Annotated in this window: 16 protein-coding genes; 8 read left to right on the plus strand and 8 right to left on the minus strand. The window is 68.2% G+C overall.

From position 1 onward, the window contains the following. Positions 1–221: 221 nt before the first annotated feature. A complete protein-coding gene (locus NA12_RS09815; protein WP_067448578.1) occupies positions 222–2,309 on the plus strand; it encodes an LCP family protein in 2,088 nt (695 codons plus the stop codon). Between the two features lie 93 nt (positions 2,310–2,402). Further along, entirely contained in the window at positions 2,403–3,068 is a 666-nt protein-coding gene (phoU, locus tag NA12_RS09820; RefSeq protein ID WP_067448580.1) for a phosphate signaling complex protein PhoU, read from the plus strand. A 182-nt stretch (positions 3,069–3,250) separates the two neighbouring features. Here the strand turns inward: phoU and pstB are convergent, their stop codons facing one another. From pstB to NA12_RS09850, 6 genes are all read right to left on the minus strand, one after another. After that, positions 3,251–4,027 carry a phosphate ABC transporter ATP-binding protein PstB gene (pstB, locus tag NA12_RS09825; protein WP_067448582.1) on the minus strand — a complete coding sequence of 259 codons (777 nt, stop codon included), beginning with the start codon at positions 4,025–4,027 and terminating at the stop codon, positions 3,251–3,253. A 19-nt stretch (positions 4,028–4,046) separates the two neighbouring features. Further along, positions 4,047–4,952, minus strand: a complete 906-nt coding sequence (gene pstA, locus NA12_RS09830; protein WP_067448584.1) for a phosphate ABC transporter permease PstA — start codon at positions 4,950–4,952, stop codon at positions 4,047–4,049. Then, entirely contained in the window at positions 4,952–5,929 is a 978-nt protein-coding gene (gene pstC, locus NA12_RS09835) for a phosphate ABC transporter permease subunit PstC (protein WP_067448586.1), read from the minus strand. The genes pstA and pstC overlap by 1 nt, the downstream gene beginning before the upstream one ends. Before the next feature lie 91 nt (positions 5,930–6,020). Then, positions 6,021–7,136: a phosphate ABC transporter substrate-binding protein PstS gene (gene pstS, locus NA12_RS09840; RefSeq protein ID WP_132370140.1), complete on the minus strand. Its 1,116-nt coding sequence runs from the start codon at positions 7,134–7,136 to the stop codon at positions 6,021–6,023. A 298-nt stretch (positions 7,137–7,434) separates the two neighbouring features. After that, the gene (gene mshD, locus NA12_RS09845) at positions 7,435–8,343 is read right to left on the minus strand and encodes a mycothiol synthase (RefSeq protein WP_067448588.1); all 909 of its coding nucleotides are present in this window, start codon (positions 8,341–8,343) and stop codon (positions 7,435–7,437) included. A gap of 14 nt (positions 8,344–8,357) precedes the next feature. Beyond that, the gene (locus NA12_RS09850) at positions 8,358–9,122 is read right to left on the minus strand and encodes a winged helix-turn-helix transcriptional regulator (protein WP_067448589.1); all 765 of its coding nucleotides are present in this window, start codon (positions 9,120–9,122) and stop codon (positions 8,358–8,360) included. 236 nt (positions 9,123–9,358) lie between these two features. On the opposite strand from NA12_RS09850, the gene NA12_RS09855 reads away from it, so the two are divergent. The 6 genes from NA12_RS09855 (at position 9,359) to NA12_RS09880 (ending at position 13,498) form a co-directional block, all read left to right on the plus strand. Further along, entirely contained in the window at positions 9,359–10,207 is an 849-nt protein-coding gene (locus tag NA12_RS09855; RefSeq protein WP_067448591.1) for an LmeA family phospholipid-binding protein, read from the plus strand. Beyond that, complete coding sequence (locus NA12_RS09860) at positions 10,204–10,638, plus strand: thioredoxin family protein (protein WP_067448593.1); 435 nt, start codon at positions 10,204–10,206, stop codon at positions 10,636–10,638. Before NA12_RS09855 ends, NA12_RS09860 begins: the two co-directional genes overlap by 4 nt. A gap of 272 nt (positions 10,639–10,910) precedes the next feature. After that, positions 10,911–11,381, plus strand: a complete 471-nt coding sequence (locus tag NA12_RS09865; protein WP_067448595.1) for a DUF4395 domain-containing protein — start codon at positions 10,911–10,913, stop codon at positions 11,379–11,381. Positions 11,382–11,409: 28 nt separating this feature from the next. Then, entirely contained in the window at positions 11,410–12,243 is an 834-nt protein-coding gene (locus NA12_RS09870) for a sulfurtransferase (protein ID WP_067448597.1), read from the plus strand. A gap of 5 nt (positions 12,244–12,248) precedes the next feature. Continuing rightward, positions 12,249–12,554, plus strand: a complete 306-nt coding sequence (locus NA12_RS09875; protein WP_056818727.1) for a DUF1416 domain-containing protein — start codon at positions 12,249–12,251, stop codon at positions 12,552–12,554. Between the two features lie 251 nt (positions 12,555–12,805). After that, complete coding sequence (locus NA12_RS09880) at positions 12,806–13,498, plus strand: heme-binding beta-barrel domain-containing protein (protein ID WP_067448599.1); 693 nt, start codon at positions 12,806–12,808, stop codon at positions 13,496–13,498. Between the two features lie 364 nt (positions 13,499–13,862). On the opposite strand, the gene cydC is transcribed toward NA12_RS09880, so the two are convergent. Next, the gene (gene cydC / locus NA12_RS09885; RefSeq protein ID WP_084472596.1) at positions 13,863–15,674 is read right to left on the minus strand and encodes a thiol reductant ABC exporter subunit CydC; all 1,812 of its coding nucleotides are present in this window, start codon (positions 15,672–15,674) and stop codon (positions 13,863–13,865) included. Continuing rightward, positions 15,671–17,551, minus strand: a complete 1,881-nt coding sequence (gene cydD, locus NA12_RS09890; RefSeq protein WP_067448600.1) for a thiol reductant ABC exporter subunit CydD — start codon at positions 17,549–17,551, stop codon at positions 15,671–15,673. Before cydD ends, cydC begins: the two co-directional genes overlap by 4 nt. Between the last annotated feature and the right edge of the window lie 16 nt (positions 17,552–17,567).

Genomic DNA, 17,567 nt, shown 5'->3' on the forward strand with positions numbered 1-17,567 from the left:
CAATTCGTAAGCCGCCGCGGTTTCGTCCGACGACACCCGCTCGAACAGGTCTTTTCCGCCGCGGTTCGGGTTTCGTCACCAGATCGTCAGCGATTCCCGTGTGCACTGGAGTGGCCTCTCGTGGCGGAATCGTTATCATTGCGGGATCGTTCGACTCTGGTTCGAATCGGAGCCGGCCGATGACGCGCAGGCTGCGCCAGATAGAGAAGTGAGGTTCGTTGGTGGGTGACGATCGGCGCGGGCGTACGCCCCGGCCCGGAAATCGCGCCCCCTGGGAGCGCTATCCGACGGCCGAACCCACCGAGCAGTCCGACAGCGGCGCTCGGCGTTCGCGTCATGCCGATGCGACACCGGACGCGGGTGCCGCACCGCTGACGGTCGCCGACCTGGTGAACCGGGTCGACAGCGAACGCACCAAACGCGGACGACGCGTTCCGCCCGCCGAGAGCGCCGAACCCGGCTCCCGCGCGGGCCGCCGCGCCCGCGAACAGGCACCGCGCCCCACCCCGCGTCCCGACATCACGCCACGCACCGGCGGCTCCCCTGTCGTCGACGACATCGCGGGCACCCCACCCCATCGCGCCGAATCTCCCGCCGACCGCACCGCGACCACCGCACTGCCCGCCCAGTCGAAGGAGTCGGTGCGCACCGCCGTCCCGGCACGGCGGGTGGGCGGGCCGGTCGATCCGCCCACCGACATCCTGCCCACGGTCGACCCCGCGGGCGAACCGGGGCGCGCCAGGCCGGTCAAGACCGCGTCCGGGGCGCCACCGCGTCGTCCGGCCGGCGCCGCGGGTGCCGGAGGGCGCCGGAACAAGCAGGCACGGATGGCGGGGCGCGTCACGCTCACCTTCGTCGCGGTGCTCACGCTGGTGATCACCGGCGGCGGCTGGAGTTACCTGCAGGCCACCAACAACAGTTTCACCCAGGTCGACGCGCTCGGCGGCGGCGATTCCGGCGACGTGCTCGACGGCGACATGCAGCTCGGCGACGAGAACTATCTGATCGTCGGCACCGACACCAGGGCGGGCGTCAACGCCGAGATGGGCGCGGGCAATGCCACCGACACCGAAGGCGCCCGCGCCGATACGGCGATGCTGGTGCACGTCCCGAAGAACCGCTCGCGCGTGGTTGTCGTGTCGTTCCCGCGCGACCTCGACGTCACCCGGCCCCAGTGCGCGGGCTGGGACAACGAGAAGGCCGCCTACACCGACCAGAAGTTCCCGTCGGCCATGGGCGACAAGCTCAACGCCGTCTACGCCCTCGGTGGCCCCAAGTGCCTCGTCGACGTGGTGCGCAAGATGTCGGGCCTGACCATCGGCCACTTCATCGGCATCGACTTCGCCGGTTTCGAGGCAATGGTCGATCAAATCGGTGGCGTCGAGGTGTGCTCGACCAAGCCGATCCTCGACGGGGTACTCGGCACGGTGCTCGAGACCTCCGGTAAGCAGCGGGTCAACGGCGAGACGGCCCTCAACTATGTGCGCGCCAGGCACGTGATCGGCGAGGAACGCAGCGACTACGACCGGATCAACCGGCAGCAACGTTTCCTCGCTTCGCTGCTGCGCGGGGCGTTGTCGAGCAAGGTGCTCTTCGATCCGGGCAAGCTCAACGGGTTCATCCAGGCGTTCACCGCCCACACCTTCGTCGACAAGGTGACGCCGCAGGATCTGCTGCTGCTCGGCCGCTCGCTGCAGAAGATGGACGCGGGCGCGGTGACCTTCCTGACCATCCCGACGGCGGGCACCACCTCCTACGGCAACGAGATCCCGCGCGAATCCGACATCAAGGCCATCTTCCGCGCCGTCATCGACGACCAGCCGCTGCCCGGTGAGACCAAGGCCCCCGAGGTGCAGAGTTCGACGCCGTCATCGGCCCAGGTCGCACCCAAGCAGTACGCGGTGTCGCCGAGCACGACGTCGCTGCTGGTGTCCAACGGTTCTGGCACGGTGGGCGCGGCCAAGACCGTCGCCTCCAAACTCAGCTACCAGGGGTTCGGGATCTACAACACCGGCAACTACGCCGGTGGTACCGCGTCGACCTCCACGATCCGCTACGCCGCGGGTCTGGAAGCCGAGGCCGCCACCGTGGCGAGCACGATCCCCGGCGCGGTCCTGGAACAGGCCAACGAGCTCGGCAGCATCATCGAGGTGGTGGTCGGCACCGATTTCGCCGGCACCGTCCGCTCGGCGACGCCGGTCGGCACCGAGCTGCCGATCGTGCCGATGGGACAGCCGCACAGCGCGGCCCCGATCGCGCTGCCCTCCGACCTCGAGCACATGAACGCCGCCGACGACACCTGCAAGTAAGGTGAACCTCCGCTGACCTGCCATGACGGTGCCATGCGGCATTCACCCAGTGTTGGGTGACAGGGGTCCCCGTACCCACTAGGGTCTGCAATCATGCGTGTCATCTACAACGAGCAAATGGCCGACCTCGCCAATCTCCTTGGTGAGATGGCCGGTCTCGCTGGCCAGGCCATGGAACAGGCCACCCAATCGCTGCTGCAGGCCGACCTCGGTCTGGCCGAGCAGGTCATCGGCGAGCAGGATCGGATCTCGGTGATGATCGCCGAGGCCGAGGAGCGGGCCTTCGCGCTGCTCGCACTGCAGGCCCCCGTCGCGGGCGACCTGCGCCAGGTCGTCAGCGCCATTCAGATCGTCGGCGACGTCAACCGGATGGGCGCGCTCGCACTGCACGTCGCCAAGGTGACCCGCCGCCGCCACCCCGCCCACGCGCTACCCGAGTCGGTCAACGGCTACTTCGCCGAGATGGGCCGCATCGCGGTCAACATGGGCGCGGGCGCCAAAGAGGTACTCGAGTCCCGCGACCCCGAGCGCGCCGCCCAGCTCAACCAGGACGACGAAGCGATGGACGACCTCCACCGCCACCTGTTCACCCTCCTGATGGACCGTGACTGGAAGTACGGTGTGGCCGCCGCGGTGGACGTCACCCTGCTCGGCCGCTACTACGAGCGCTTCGCCGACCACGCCGTGGAGATCGGCCGTCGCGTGATCTTCCTGGTAACAGGCGTCCTACCGAGCGACGAGGACCTCGAAACCAGCTGAGCCAGAACGCAAATGGCCCGTGCACACGCACGGGCCATTTGCGTACCTGCCCACTGATTTCGCACGAACATGGGCAACTCACCGGTACGGGCCGACCCGGCAACAACCATCGTCCGGGCGCCGAACGCAAACCTCCCCGCACTTCAGGTCCGGCCTGAAGTCGCGGGGAGGCGGAACTACTCTTAACCGAAGCGGCCGGAGATGTAATCTTCCGTCGCGCGCTCGGTGGGGTTGGAGAAGATCTTCTCGGTGTCGTCGATCTCGATCAGCTTGCCGGGCTTGCCCTGGGCCTCGAGGTTGAAGAAACCGGTCTGGTCGCTCACCCGCGCGGCCTGCTGCATGTTGTGGGTGACGATCACGATCGTGAACTCTTTCTTGAGCTCGGTGATCAGGTCCTCGATCGCCAGGGTGGAGATCGGGTCCAGCGCCGAACACGGCTCGTCCATCAGCAGGACGTCGGGCGAGACCGCGATGGCGCGGGCGATGCACAGACGCTGCTGCTGACCACCGGAGAGGCTGCCGCCGGGCTTGTCCAGACGGTCCTTGACCTCGTTCCAGAGGTTGGCGCCCTTGAGGGAGCGCTCGGCGACCTCGTCGAGTTCCTTCTTGTTGCGCACACCCTGCAGCTTGAGCCCGGCCACCACATTGTCGCGAATCGACATGGTGGGGAACGGGTTCGGGCGCTGGAACACCATGCCGATGGTGCGGCGCACGCCGACCGGGTCGATCGAGGAGCTGTAGATGTCCTCGCCGTCGAGCAGCACGGCACCTTCGACCCGGGCGTTCGGGGTCACCTCGTGCATGCGGTTGAGCGAGCGCAGCACGGTGGACTTGCCGCAGCCGGACGGACCGATGAAGGCGGTGACACTACGCGGCAGCACGGTCAGTTCCACATTCGCCACGGCGTGGAAGCTGCCGTAATAGATGTTGAGATCTTTGACGTCGATCCGCTTGGCCATCTGAGTATTCCGTTCGCTTCTATCGGTTCCGGGTGAGCAGCTTGTTGACACCGGCGGCGGCCAGGTACAGCAGGGCGATCATGAGGATCAGCGTGAACGCCGCACCCCAGACGCGTTCGCGGCCGGCGGCCTCCGGGTTGGCCAGCTCTTGGTAGATCAGCAGCGGCAGCGAGGCCATGTTGCCGTCGAAGATGTTCTGATTGATCGACTTGCTGTAGCCGACCAGCACGAGCACCGGTGCGGTCTCACCCATGACGCGGGCCACCGACAGCAGGATTCCGGAGATCATGCCGGGCGCCGCCGTGGGGATGACGATCCGCAGGATGGTCTTCCACTTCGGCACACCGAGCGCGTAGGACGCCTCACGCAGCTCGTCGGGCACCAGTTTCAGCATTTCCTCGGTGCTGCGCACCACCACCGGCAGCATCAGCAGCACCAGCGCCAGCGAGACGGCGAAGGAGCTCTGCGGCATGCCGAAGGTGGCGATCCAGAGCGCGAAGATGAACAGCGCGGCGACGATCGAGGGCACACCGGCCAGGATGTCGACCATGAAGGTGGTGACCTTGGCGAGCCGACCGCGACCGTATTCGACCAGGTAGACCGCGCCCATGATGCCCAGCGGCACCGCGATCACGGAGGCGACCAGCGACTGCACGATCGTGCCGTAGATCGCGTGGTAGACGCCGCCGCCGGTCTGATCCGGCAGAATGCCCTTCTGCGAGTTCATCCACCAGTCGGCGGAGGCGACCGCGGTGATGCCCTTGGTGATCACCAGGCCGAGCACCCACACCAGCGGGATCAGCGCGATGACGAAGCAGAGCGTGACCAGGCCGGTGGCGACGTTGTTCTTGATCCGCCGCGCGGTACTGACCTCGCGAAAGGTCCGAGCCTTGACCGGCTTGTCGAGAGTGGTTGTGGTGGTCATCAGCCGTTTACCTTTCCACCGGAAGCCAGGCGGGCCAGTGCGTTGACCACGAAGGTCAGCGCGAAGAGGACGAAGCCCGCGGCGATATAGGCACCGGTCGGCAGCGGCGAGCTGAACTCCGAAGCTGCCGAGGCGATCTTGGAGGCGAAGGTGTAGCCGCCGTCGAACAGCGACCACTGACCCGCGACGGAGGCCGTCCGCAGCACGACGAGTACGGCGATCGTCTCACCGAGCGCGCGACCGAGGCCGAGCATGGAACCGGCGATCACACCGCTGCGCCCGTACGGCAGGACCGTCATGCGAACGACTTCCCACTTGGTCGCGCCGAGCGCCTGCGCGGCTTCGATGTGCGCACGCGGTGTGAGGGAGAACACCTCACGCGACACCGAGGTGATGATCGGCAGGATCATGACAGCGAGCACGACACCGGCGGTGAAGATCGTACCGCCGCCGCTGATCGAGATGCCGCCCTCGGTGTGGGAGAACAGGAAGAACCAGCCGAGGTTCTCGTTCAGGAATTCCTGGACCGGCACGATCTTGGGCGCCAGCACGAGGAAGCCCCACAGGCCGAACACGATGGACGGCACCGCGGCGAGCAGGTCGACCAGCATCGTGAGCGGCTTGCCGAGTCGCGACGGCGCGTAGTGCGTCAGGAACAGCGCGATGCCGACACCGATCGGCACCGCGACGATGAGCGCGAACACCGAGCTCAGCACCGTGACCATGAACAGGTCGCGGATACCGAAGCGCAGGTTGTTCGCGTCACCGGTCGAGAATTCGGTACTGGTGAAGAAGTTGACCTGATCAGCACGGATCGAGGGGACCGCGCGGATCAGCAGGAACAGCGCGATCAGCGCGATGGCCGCGACGATCGTCGCGCCGGCCGCGGTGGCCGTCCACCGGAAGATCGTCTCGGCGTTCAGGCGGCCGGTACGACCCCCGTCAGGGGCCTTGTCGATTTTCGGTTCGGTCGGCATATTCGCAGTATCTCCGGCCGCCCGTGGGCTCGTCGAGTTCGACGAGCCCACTGCGGTCACCTCGGGGTGCATGGTCATGGCCAGTGAGCGATCAGGAGATGGCGTTGATCGCGGTGGTCAGCTTGGTCTTGAACGCGTCGGGCAGCGGCACGTAGCCGGCCTCGGTCAGACCGGTCTGGCCGTTGGTGACGGCCGAGGTCAGGAACGCCTTGACGGCCTTGCTGGTCTCGGCGTCGGCGTACTTGGAGCACACGACCTCGTAGGTGGCCATGACGATCGGGTACGAGCCCGCGGCGGTCGGCTTGTAGAACGAGCTGGTGTCGAGAACCAGGTCGTTGCCCTCGCCCTTGATCTTCACGCCGTCGATGGCCTTGGCGGCCGACTCGGCCGACAGCTTGACCGGGTCCTTGCTCGCGGAGGTGATGATCTGCGCGATGGACAGGTTCTGCGCCTTGGCGAAGGACCACTCGTTGTAGGTGACCGAGTTCTTGGTGCTCTTGATGGCGGCCGAGGTGCCCTCGTTGCCCTTGGCGCCTTCACCGACGCCGCCGGTGAACGCCTTGCCCGCGCCCTTGCCCCACGCGCCGTCCGAGGCCGCGTCGAGGTAGAGCTGGAAGTTGTCGGTGGTGCCCGACTCGTCGGAGCGGAAGATCACGGCGATCTTCTCCGAGGGGAGCTTGGCGTTCGGGTTGAGCGCCTTGATCTCCGGGGCATCCCAGGTGGCGACGGAGCCGTTGAACACCTTGGCGGCGGTCGGGCCGTCGAGCACCAGGTCGGTGACGCCGTCGACGTTGTAGGTCACCGCGATCGGGCCGAAGACGGTCGGCAGGTTCCACGCGGGGGCGCCACAACGCTCCGCGGCCTTGGCCGGCTCTTCCTTCTTGGAGCTCAGCGCCGAGTCGGAGCCACCGAAATCGGTCTGGCCACCGAGGAACTCGTTGACGCCCGCGCCCGAGCCGCTCGAGGTGTAGTTCAGGGTGAAGCCGTCGCAGTTCTTCTCGTAGGCCGCGACGAAACGCTCCATGGCGTTCTTCTGCGAGGAGGCACCCGACGCCTTCAGCGCCTTCTTGCCGCCACAGGAAACGCTGGTGTTGGCGGCGCTGCCGGCATCGCCGGTGGTGGTGTTGTCGTCACTGCCACAGGCCGCCAGGGTCATGGCGCCCACGGCGAAGACACCGACCAGGGCACTGGTGCGCTTGAAGTTCACTTTTCCTCCGACAATCCTGGGTGTCCCGCTCGGTCCCTCACCGGCCCGAGCGAGGCTGGCTGATGCTCGCTATCCCGATGAGGAATGCGCGCACCAGGCGACGACTGTGCCGCCCAGAAGTAACTTAAGGTCGCCCGGTTGACAGTTGGCCCGGAGTGGGTTAACGGAGAATGAACAGCCCGGCGCGATCAATGCCGCGAATGTGACGTTAGCCCCAGTTTTACTCGGTCTTACCCGGTAATCCGCGCAATATTCTCCTGACGCACCAGAGTTCACCTCGAATGTGAGGAGCCTCGCGTCAGGACGTCGTGTACGCGACGTCGATGTGGGCGGGGGCGAATCCGAGCTTGGTGTAGGTGTGCACGGCGGCGGTGTTATCGGCCTCGGTGTAGAGCAGCACTTCGGTGGAACCGGTTGCGCGCAGGTGCCGCAGACCGGCCAGGGTGAGCAGTCGGCCCAGGCCACGCCCCTGTGCGGCCGGGTCGACCCCGACCACGTACACCTCACCGGCGGGCGCGGCGTCGGGATGCTGTTTGGTCCAATGGAAACCGAGCAGTCGGTCGGTATCGGCGGCATCGAACGCCATGAACAGACCTGCAGGTTCGAACCAGGATTCCGCACGGCGGGCGGCGATATCGCGCTCGGTCCAGCCGCCCTGTTCGGGATGCCAGGCGAAAGCCGCGTTGTTCACCCGCAGTATCTCGAGGTCGTCGACGGGGCCCGCGTAGGTGCGAAGGATGAGATCTTCGGGGAGCTCGAGCTCTGGTAACTCCGGAGTTGCCAGCGAGCGGCGCATCTGCCACAGCTCGCGAGCCGTCACCAAACCGAGGCCGGTCGCCAGCGCTTTGGCCGCGGGCAGGTCGCCGTGTGCCCATACCCTGGCCCCCGCGCCGCCCGCCGCCAGCACGGCACGCACCAGATCCGCGCCGAGGCCGGCGCCTCGCGCGGCGGGATCGACGGCCGCCTCCGCCATCGCGGGGTGTTCGTCATGTGCCGCAACGAGATTCGCGTAGCCGACCACCTCGCCCGCGCGCACCGCCAGCAGATGCCGGGTCGACGGATCGCCTTCGGCGAGCGAGAGCACCGCCTGCTCGGAGACCGGGGCGACGCCGTCGAGGTCCGCCGCGCGTTCGAGCAGTGCGCGCACCTCGGTCGCGGAGCCCGGCTCGATCCGATCGGCCCAGGTCAGGGTTGCTGTGTGCGGCATCGGTATCCTCGCCGCTACTGCGCGGTGCCGTTGAGCGGGGCGAAGGAGTCGTCGCCGTCGATGTCCTCGTCGACGAAGGCCACCGCGGGTTCGCCCTTGGCCGTCGACGTCCGGGCGGGGCGCACCGCCTTGTAGCCGACATTGCGCACAGTCCCGATCAGCGACTCGTACTCGGAGCCGAGCTTGGCGCGCAGGCGGCGCACATGCACATCGACGGTGCGGGTGCCGCCGAAGAAGTCGTAGCCCCAGACCTCCTGCAGCAGCTGGGCACGGGTGAATACCCGGCCCGCGTGCTGCGCGAGATATTTGAGCAGCTCGAATTCCTTGTAGGTGAGGTCGAGCGGGCGACCACGCAGCCGCGCGGTGTAGGTGCCCTCGTCGATCACCAGCTCGCCCAGGGTGATCTTGCCGGTGTTCTCCGGGCTGGCGACTCCCCCGTTGCGGCCGACCAGCAGCCGCAGGCGGGCATCGAGCTCGGCGGGGCCGGTCCCGGGCAGCAGGATGTCGTCCAGGCCCCAGTCCGCGTTGACCGCCACCAGGCCGCCCTCGGTCAGGACCGCGACCACCGGAACCGACGATCCGGTACTGCCGAGCAGTCGGCACAGGCCGCGCGCGGCGGCCAGGTCGGTCCTGGCGTCGACCAGCGCGACATCGGCACTACTCGCCTCCAACAGGGACGACACCTCGGTCGGCGCGGGCCGGACGTTGTGCGCCAAGAGCGTCAACGACGGCAGGACCGCATCGGGGTTGGGGTCGGAGGTCAGTAGGAGCAGCTCCATGGGGCTCTCCTCCTATCTCGTTGCTCCGCGGACGACAGCAGCCGCGCAGCTACGTCGCCGAAACACAGGTTAAGTCGTGTGCAACATTAGCGCCTCCGCAGCCACTACCCCGCAACACGGCGTCCGATTTGTGTCTTTGCGTGCTGCCGAGTGCCTGGTAGGCGGTCCACCGTGCGGCCTCGTCGCGCGGGCCGTCCCGCTTCCGGACCCGCGCCGCCAGCCGCTAGGGTCACCTCATGCGCAAGCTGATCATCGGGCTCCTCTGCCTGGCCGGTTTGGCGGTGGTCATCGATTTCGGCGCCGCCGCCTATTCGGAGTACCACGTCTCCCGTCAACTGCGGGCGGGCGCGGATCTGTCCGCCGACCCGGAAGTCACCTTCCACGGCTTCCCGTTCGCCGCCCAGGCGATGAGCGGCCGCTACGACGACGTGACGATCCGCGCCCGCGCCGTGCGCCCCGAGATCCCCGGCGAGGTCGGCATCGAGGCCAAGCTGCAGGGCCTGCACGCCACGGCGAGCGAGTTGCTCGACGGTGGGGCACGCAAGGCGCAGGTCGACCGGATCGACGCGTCGATGCGTTTCGAGCCCACCGAACTCGGCAAACTCTTCGGCATCCCGGACCTGCAGGTCCACACCCCGCCCGCGGACAAGTCCGACGGCACGGGCGGCTCCGGCGGTTCGGGGATGACCACTGCGGGCGTCCTCGTCCTCAAGGGCACCCTGCCGACCGCGCCGAACGGCCGGGTCCTGCCGGTGGGCGTCACCCCGTCCAGTTCCGCGACGCGGGTGCCGGTGCAGATCCAGGCCGACCTGTTGCTCGAGGGTGACAAGGTTCGCATCCAGGCGACCGGTTTCTACACCGACACCACCAGCACGGTCGACACGACCGCGGCGGTGACCACCGACTCCAAGATCCCCGAGACCGACCACGCGGCTGTCCTCGCCAGATTCAGCCGTACGATCGATATCAAGGAGTTGCCGTTCGGTGTCGCACCGACCGAGGTGCGGGCGCTCGGCGGCCAGATCGTCGTCGAGGGTGTCGGCCGCAACGTCACCATCGACCTGGACCGATTGCAGCAACCATGATCGAGATCGTCATTCTGGCCGCCGTCATCGCGGCCGCCGTCATCGTCGGCATCGTCGTGTCGCGTCGGCAGGGGCAGGTTCGTCCGGCCACGCTCGACCCGCAGACCCAACAGCGCGCCCGCCTCCTCGACGCCGCCGGGGTGACCGGCGAGGCCCCCGCGGTGCTGCATTTCTCCGCCGACTGGTGCGGCCCGTGCGACGCGGTCCGCCGGGTCGTGGCCGGTGTCACCGCCGACCTGTCGCAGTCCCCGAATGCCCCGCGCGACATCGAGATCGACATCGACGCCGACCCCGCGCTGGCCCGCGAGCTCAATGTCCTCTCGCTACCGACGACCTTCGTCTTCGACGCCGAGGGCAAGGAGCGCTTCCGCATCTCCGGCGTCCCCAAGGCGGGCGATCTGCGCACCGCCCTCGAGCCCCTGACCGTGTGATCCAGCCCCCTATTCCGGGGGGCCGAGACATTCTCCGTGGAGACCGGGTAAACTACTTCTCGTGCAAACCGACCACGAGCTGATGCTCACCCGACGCCGCACAGTTGATCTGTGTCGCCTCGGTGGTTGTTGCTGCCTGTGCCGCTGATTGATCGGCTTTTTTCTCTCCCGAGATTTCTGACGTCGATCTATGCCCGCCGTGCGAGTGATCCTTCAGATCCCCCGGTGACCAGGCAGATCCTCTGACTTACCCAAGCCAAGGAGTTCGCACAATGACCAGTCCCTCCGCATCTCCCCCTCGTGTCGATGTCCGCGGGCCGCGTTTCGTGGCCTGGATCACCACCGGGGTTCTCGTTCTCGTGCTGCTCGTCAGCGCCGTCTCGACCGTCGCGGCCGCGATTCTGATCGGCCTGCAGGCCGTCGTCTTCGCGATCGGCGCGATCGCCGGTCCCGTCAAGCATCCTTACGGCCGGATCTACGCCGCGTTCGTCGCGCCGCGCAACGGTCCGCCCACCGAGACCGAGCCCGTGCCGCCGCTGCGTTTCGCGCAGGCGCTCGGCTTCGTGTTCGCCGGTCTCTCCCTGCTGGGCTTCGCGCTCGGCTCCTCGATCGTCGGCGCGGTGTTCGCCGGCTTCGCCCTGTTCGCGGCGTTCTTGAACGCGGCGTTCGGGGTCTGCCTGGGTTGCCAGATCTATCCACTGGTAGCCCGATTCCGCCGGTCACCAGCCCCGGCACCGAACTGACCCCCTGCACGTCTCTGAAAGGAACAACATGGCTCGCTCCGATGTCCTGGTCTCCGTTGACTGGGCCGAAGAGAACCTCAACGCCCCCGGCGTCGTCTTCGTCGAGGTCGACGAGGACACCTCCGCCTACGAGGGTGGCCACATCGAAGGCGCCGTCCGCCTGGACTGGAAGACCGACCTACAGGACCAGGTCAACCGCGACTTCGTGAACCAGGAGCAGTTCTCCGACCTGCTCTCGGTGCGTGGCATCGGCAACGACGACACCGTGGTGCTCTACGGCGGCAACAACAACTGGTTCGCGGCCTACGCCTACTGGTACTTCAAGCTGTACGGCCACAACGACGTCAAGCTGCTCGACGGCGGTCGTAAGAAGTGGGAGCTCGACGGTCGTCCGCTCTCGCGTGACGCGGTCAGCCGCCCGGCCACCCAGTACAAGGCCGCCGCTCCCGACCTGAGCATCCGCGCCTTCCGTGACGAGGTCATCGCGGCCATCGGCACCAAGAACCTGGTCGACGTGCGCAGCCCCGACGAGTTCTCGGGCAAGATCCTCGCGCCCGCGCACCTGCCGCAGGAGCAGAGCCAGCGTCCCGGCCACATCCCGACCGCGATCAACGTGCCGTGGAGCAAGGCCGCGAACGAGGACGGCACCTTCCGCAGCGACGCCGAGCTGGCCGAGCTGTACAAGGACGCGGGCCTGGACGGCGAGAAGGAGACCATCGCCTACTGCCGCATCGGCGAGCGTTCCTCGCACACCTGGTTCGTGCTGCAGGAGCTGCTCGGCCACCAGAACGTCAAGAACTACGACGGCAGCTGGACCGAATACGGTTCGCTGGTCGGAGCGCCTATCGAGTTGGGAGCGTAATCAATATGTGTGCAGCACCTACCCAGGGTCAGGCCATCCCGGCCGGCGTCGATGTGGAGAAGGAAACGGTCATCACCGGCCGTGTCCTGAGCACCGACGGCCAGCCCGTCGGCGGCGCGTTCGTGCGTCTGCTCGACGGCAACGGTGACTTCACCGCCGAGGTCGTCGCCTCGGGCACCGGTGACTTCCGCTTCTTCGCCGCGCCGGGTTCGTGGACCCTGCGCGCGCTGTCCTCGTCGGGCAACGGCTCCGCCGAGATCAGCCCCGAGGGCGCCGGCATTCACGCCGTCGACGTCGCGGTCGCCAAGTAAGAAGCAGCATCAATGGCGCCTGCTCGGGGCTCTGCGTGGTGACGCAAGCTACCGCCTCCGAGCCCTGACGCTCAGGCGCGCAACGGCCCTGGTAGTTCCCGTGCGGGAACTACCAGGGCCGTTGTCGTATCTGTCGCGCGCAGTAGCTAGACTCCGACTGTGGTCATCTTCTTCGAGGTACTCCTTGTCGCCGTGTCGATTCTCATCGGCTGGTTCGGCCTGTACGTCTTCTACCGGCTCTTCACCGAGTCATGAGCGGGCTCGCTGGCGAAGGTAACGAACCGGGCGAGCGAGCTAGCACAGAGCAGGGCGCTCCGGCCGAGCGTCGTAGTGGCGACGAGGCAGTGAACGTCGCGGCTGAACGGGCGAAAGAGACCGGCACCCGCAATATCGCGGTCCTGCCCGGTCTTCCCCTGCCCGAAGACACCGCCAATCTGCGCCTCGGCCCGGATCTGAACCACGCCATGCTGGCCCTGCTGCCGCTGGTCGGTGTGTGGCGCGGCGAGGGCGAGGGCAATCACCCCGGCGAGGGCGACTACCGGTTCGGCCAGCAGATCATCGTCGCCCACGACGGCGGCGACTACCTGACCTGGGAATCGCAGACCTGGAAACTCGACGCCGAGGGCGCCTACACCGGCCCCGACCTGCGCGAGAGCGGGTTCTGGCGGGTCGGCGGTGAGGGCACCGACGAGTTGATCGAGCTCCTGCTCACCCACAGCAACGGCGTCATCGAGCTGTACTACGGCACGGCCCGCACGCAGTCCTCCTGGGAGCTCGCGACCGATGTCTCCATCCGCAGCACCTCCGGCGCGGTGGTGGGCGGCGCGAAACGCCTCTACGGCATCGTCGACAACGGCGACCTGGCCTATGTGGAGGAACGCGTCGACCCCGACGGCGCACTCGTGCCTCGCCTCTCGGCGCGGCTGGGCCGCTACATCGGCTGACAATTCTTCGCGAACGGCCCGTCCAGATAGCTCTGGGCGGGCCGTTCGCGTCCGGAAATGGAGCGACCCCCGAGCCGTTCCACCGCATCTGTGAACGCGATGGTCCCGGTTGGATCGTCCGGGGGCTCGGGGGTCGGGTGACTGCCTGGGATTCGCTCAGCGCACCGCTGGGGAATCTCCCGCAGTGGAGCTGCTAGCGGGCAGCCACCTCACGCATCCGATGAACATACATTCTTCAGACCACCTCCTCTCTTGTGTACTGATGAATCTAGTGGCGCGCACGGCTGTCGGCAATTGATTTAATCGCGGCTCTGACCTGGCCGAATGCGAAATCCACGCCACGAGGCGAAGACCGGTTCGCCGCTCACCCGGCCGATGTGGCCGGGTAGTCGACTCGACAGGAGCCGTCGGCGTCGACGGTGACGATCACGTCCGCTCGATGGTCGACGGGAAGTTGGTGGGTGACAACGACAACGGTGCGATCGGGTGCGACGAGACCACTGCCCGCATCGAGGAGATCGCGCAGGAGCTGATCGCCTTCGGCTGCGGCGAGGTGCTCGGTCGGCTCGTCGAGGAGCAGGGTGTGCGCGGACGCGACGAGGGCGCGAGCCAGCAGGATGCGGCGGCGTTGTCCACCGGAGACCGCGGCCGCGCCCGCGGTGAGCGAAGTGCGCGGGCCGTCCGGCAGTGAATCCAGCCACGGGCCGAGACCGACTGTTCGCAGGGCGCTTTCGGCCTCGTCGACGGTGAGATCACCGCGCGCCACCCGCAGATTCTCCAGGATCGAGGTACCGAACAGATGCGCGTCCTCGGCGAAGAACGTGACCCCCTCGGCAGGCGTATCGAACAGTCCCGCCCACGCCATCAACAACGTCGTCTTCCCCGCCCCGCTCGGTCCGACGACAGCTACCCGCCGCCCCGTCGGCATCGGGAATCGCCTTGCCATGGCCTGTGGACCCGGCGCCGGTGCCCGATCGGTCACGTCCACCGCCCGCGCACGTTCTCGAATACCCGCGGATGTCCGATCGACTTCAGCCGGAGCAGGCTCGACCGACCCCCACTCGCGGCGTGTCGTCCCGCTCCCAGCGTCGTCGGACCCTGCCGAGATGCCACGGAGGCGATGCAGGGCCGCACGGGAAGTGGTGAGGGTGGTCGCGGCGGCGGGAAGGGCGCCGACGGCTTCGAAGGCCGACAGCGGGACCAGCACCAGGATCGTCAACGCCATCGGCGTCATGCCACCGGGCAGTCCGCCGGTCGGTCCGTAGGCGGCGATGCCGACCAGCAACGCGCCGAACGCGCTCACCCCGATCGACAGCGGAGTGGCCGCCGCCGCCCACGCGCTGCGCGATGCGGCCGAATCCTGCGCGCGCACCGCACGCCGAGAAGCGTTGCCCGCCACCGTCAGTGCCGCATCCAGCCGCCCCGCCACCCGGAGCTCGGCGGCATGATCGAGCACCGTGAGGCCCTCGGCGGTGAACTCGGCCCGGTCGGCAACCACCGCCCGCTCGGCCTGCCGCGCGGCCGCCGCCGACAGCCAGGGCGCGAGAATCCCCGAAACCGCCAGTGCGACAGCCAAGATCACCGCGGCCAGTGGCGAGATGAACGCGATCAGCGCCACCGCGGCCAGCGACAGCACCACGGCGACGGCCACGGGCACCAGTACCCGAACCACCACCGCCCCGAGATCGTCGATATCGGTACCGATCCGGACCAGCACATCCCCGCGCCGCAACGCCTGACCCGCACCGCGCCGTGCCGGCGACACCCGGTTCACCGGCTCCTCGCTCGGACGGGAGCCCTGGTCAGCGGCGACCGGACCGGACCGCGCGGCAGGCGAGCCGCCGCGGTCTCGCCACCACCAGACATCGGACGCCGCCAACGTCCGATACACCGAGGTGCGGGCCGTCGTCATCGCCCGCAACGCCACATCGTGGGTGGCCAGCCGCTCCAGGTACCGGCACAGCCCCCGCGAGATACCGAGGGCCCGTACCGCGACCACCGCGACGCTCAGATCCAGCACCGGCGGCATCTGCCAGGCCCGCGCGATCAGCCACGCGGCGAGTGCGGCCAATCCGAGCCCGCTCCCCAGCGCCGCGACACCCCACGCGATCGCCACCGCTACCCGCGCGGGCGACAACGCGAGCAACCGCCACATCTCCCGCAGATCGCCGATCATCGGACCCGCGCCCCGTACATCTGACCGGCCGACTCCGACGCGGCTCCCACCGCATGCCGCAGGTCCGGCGTGGCGTCACTCGCCACAGCGCGATCCGGGGTGTCCGGCCGGTCGGCCGCGACGACCTCGATCACCACATCGGCCGCGGCCAGCACAGTCCGACGGTGGCCGACGACCACCACGGTCGCCCCGGCGGCGGCCCGGTCGCGCAGGGTTGTGAGCACGCGTTGCTCGCTCTCGGGGTCGAGGTGGGCGGTGGGTTCGTCGAGGAGCAGGATCGGTCGGTGCGCGGCCAGCACGCGGGTCAGGGCCAGGCGCTGGCGCTGGCCGAGGGACAGGCCGACGCCGTTGCGCCCCACGACGGTGTTCCACCCGTCGGGGAGTTCGGCGAGCACGCTGTCGAATCCTGTCGCGGCGCTCACGGCGCGAAGACCGTCGTCGGTCGAGTCGGGGACGGCCCCGAGCAGCTCGACATTGTGGCGCAAGGTCCCCGGAACCAGCACCGGCCGCTGCGGCAACCAGGCGATCCGCCTCCACCAGCTCTCGGAGTCGAGATCACCGAACTCGATTCCGTCGACGTGGACGGCGCCGTCATCGGGTTCGATCAGTCCCAGAATCGCCTGCACCGTAGTCGATTTCCCGCACCCGTTCGGCCCGGTCAAGACGGTCACCAGCCCGGGTTCGAGCACGGCGGACAGTTGGTCGGGCGCGGTGCCCGTCCTGGCGGCGACAGACAGTCCGCGCAGGACGATGCGCGCCGGACCCACTTCCGCGTCGGCACGCGCGCTCGTCGCGGACTCGACGCCCACCACCCTCGATTCCCCGTCGCGTCCCGGTCTCGCCTCGGACAGGCCGGACACGCCCCCACCGGAAACGACGCCCCAAGCGGCGCGAGGCGGCGCGGATTCGACTCGCCGGCGCGGTTCGAGCACCGCGAAAGCCCGGTCAGCGGCGGCCATTCCGTCTTGGGCCGCGTGGAACTTCTCCCCCACCTGCCGCAGCGGCCAGTACACCTCCGGCGCGAGAATCAACGCCACCAGCCCGCTGTACAACGCCATCTCCCCGAACACCAACCGCAGCCCGATCGCGACCGCGATCAGCGCGACACTGAGCGTCGCGAGACTTTCCAGCACCATCGACGACAGGAACGCGATCCGCAGCGCGCGCATGGTCCGCTGCCGCAGCGAATCACCCAGAGCCTGTACCTGATTCGCCATCGAGGGACCGGCGGCCGTCTCGCGTCCGAGCGCGCGCAGGGTGGGCATGCCCGCGAAGAGGTCGAGGAGCTGATCCGACAACCGGGTGGTCGCCGCGAGCGTCGCCTCGGCGCGACCCTGGGTGAGCAGCCCGATCAGCACCATGAAAATCGGGATCAGCGGCACGGTGATCACCGCGATCAGCGCCGAGGTCCGATCGTGTAGGGCGATCACCACCAACACCACCGGCGGCACCAGACAGGCCAGCAACAGCGCGGGCAGATAGCCGGTGAACCACCCTCGCAACCCGCTCAGACCGTTGCCGACGACGACCGCGATCTCGGTTCGGCGCGCGTCCAGTTCCCGCGGCGGCAGTTCGGCGCCTGCCCGCAGCACCGCCGTCTCCAACTCCGCGACCACCGTGCTGCCCGCCCGGTGAGCCAACCGCGCCTGCCACCAACTCGCAAACCCGCGCACCGCGACGGCGACGGCCAGCACAGCCAACTCCGTTGTCCACGCGCCGATTTCACGCTTGCCCGGATCGGTGATCACCCCGGCGAGCACCCGTCCCAGGACGAGGGCGATCACCACGATCGTCGCCGTGATCACCAGCGCCAGCGCGACAGCGATCACCAGATGCGGCCGCGCCGGCCGCGCGTACCGCCACAACCGCGGATCCACCGGCCCGCGCCTGGGT

It is taken from the genome of Nocardia alba NBRC 108234, from assembly GCF_001612665.1.
Taxonomy (GTDB): domain Bacteria; phylum Actinomycetota; class Actinomycetes; order Mycobacteriales; family Mycobacteriaceae; genus Nocardia; species Nocardia alba.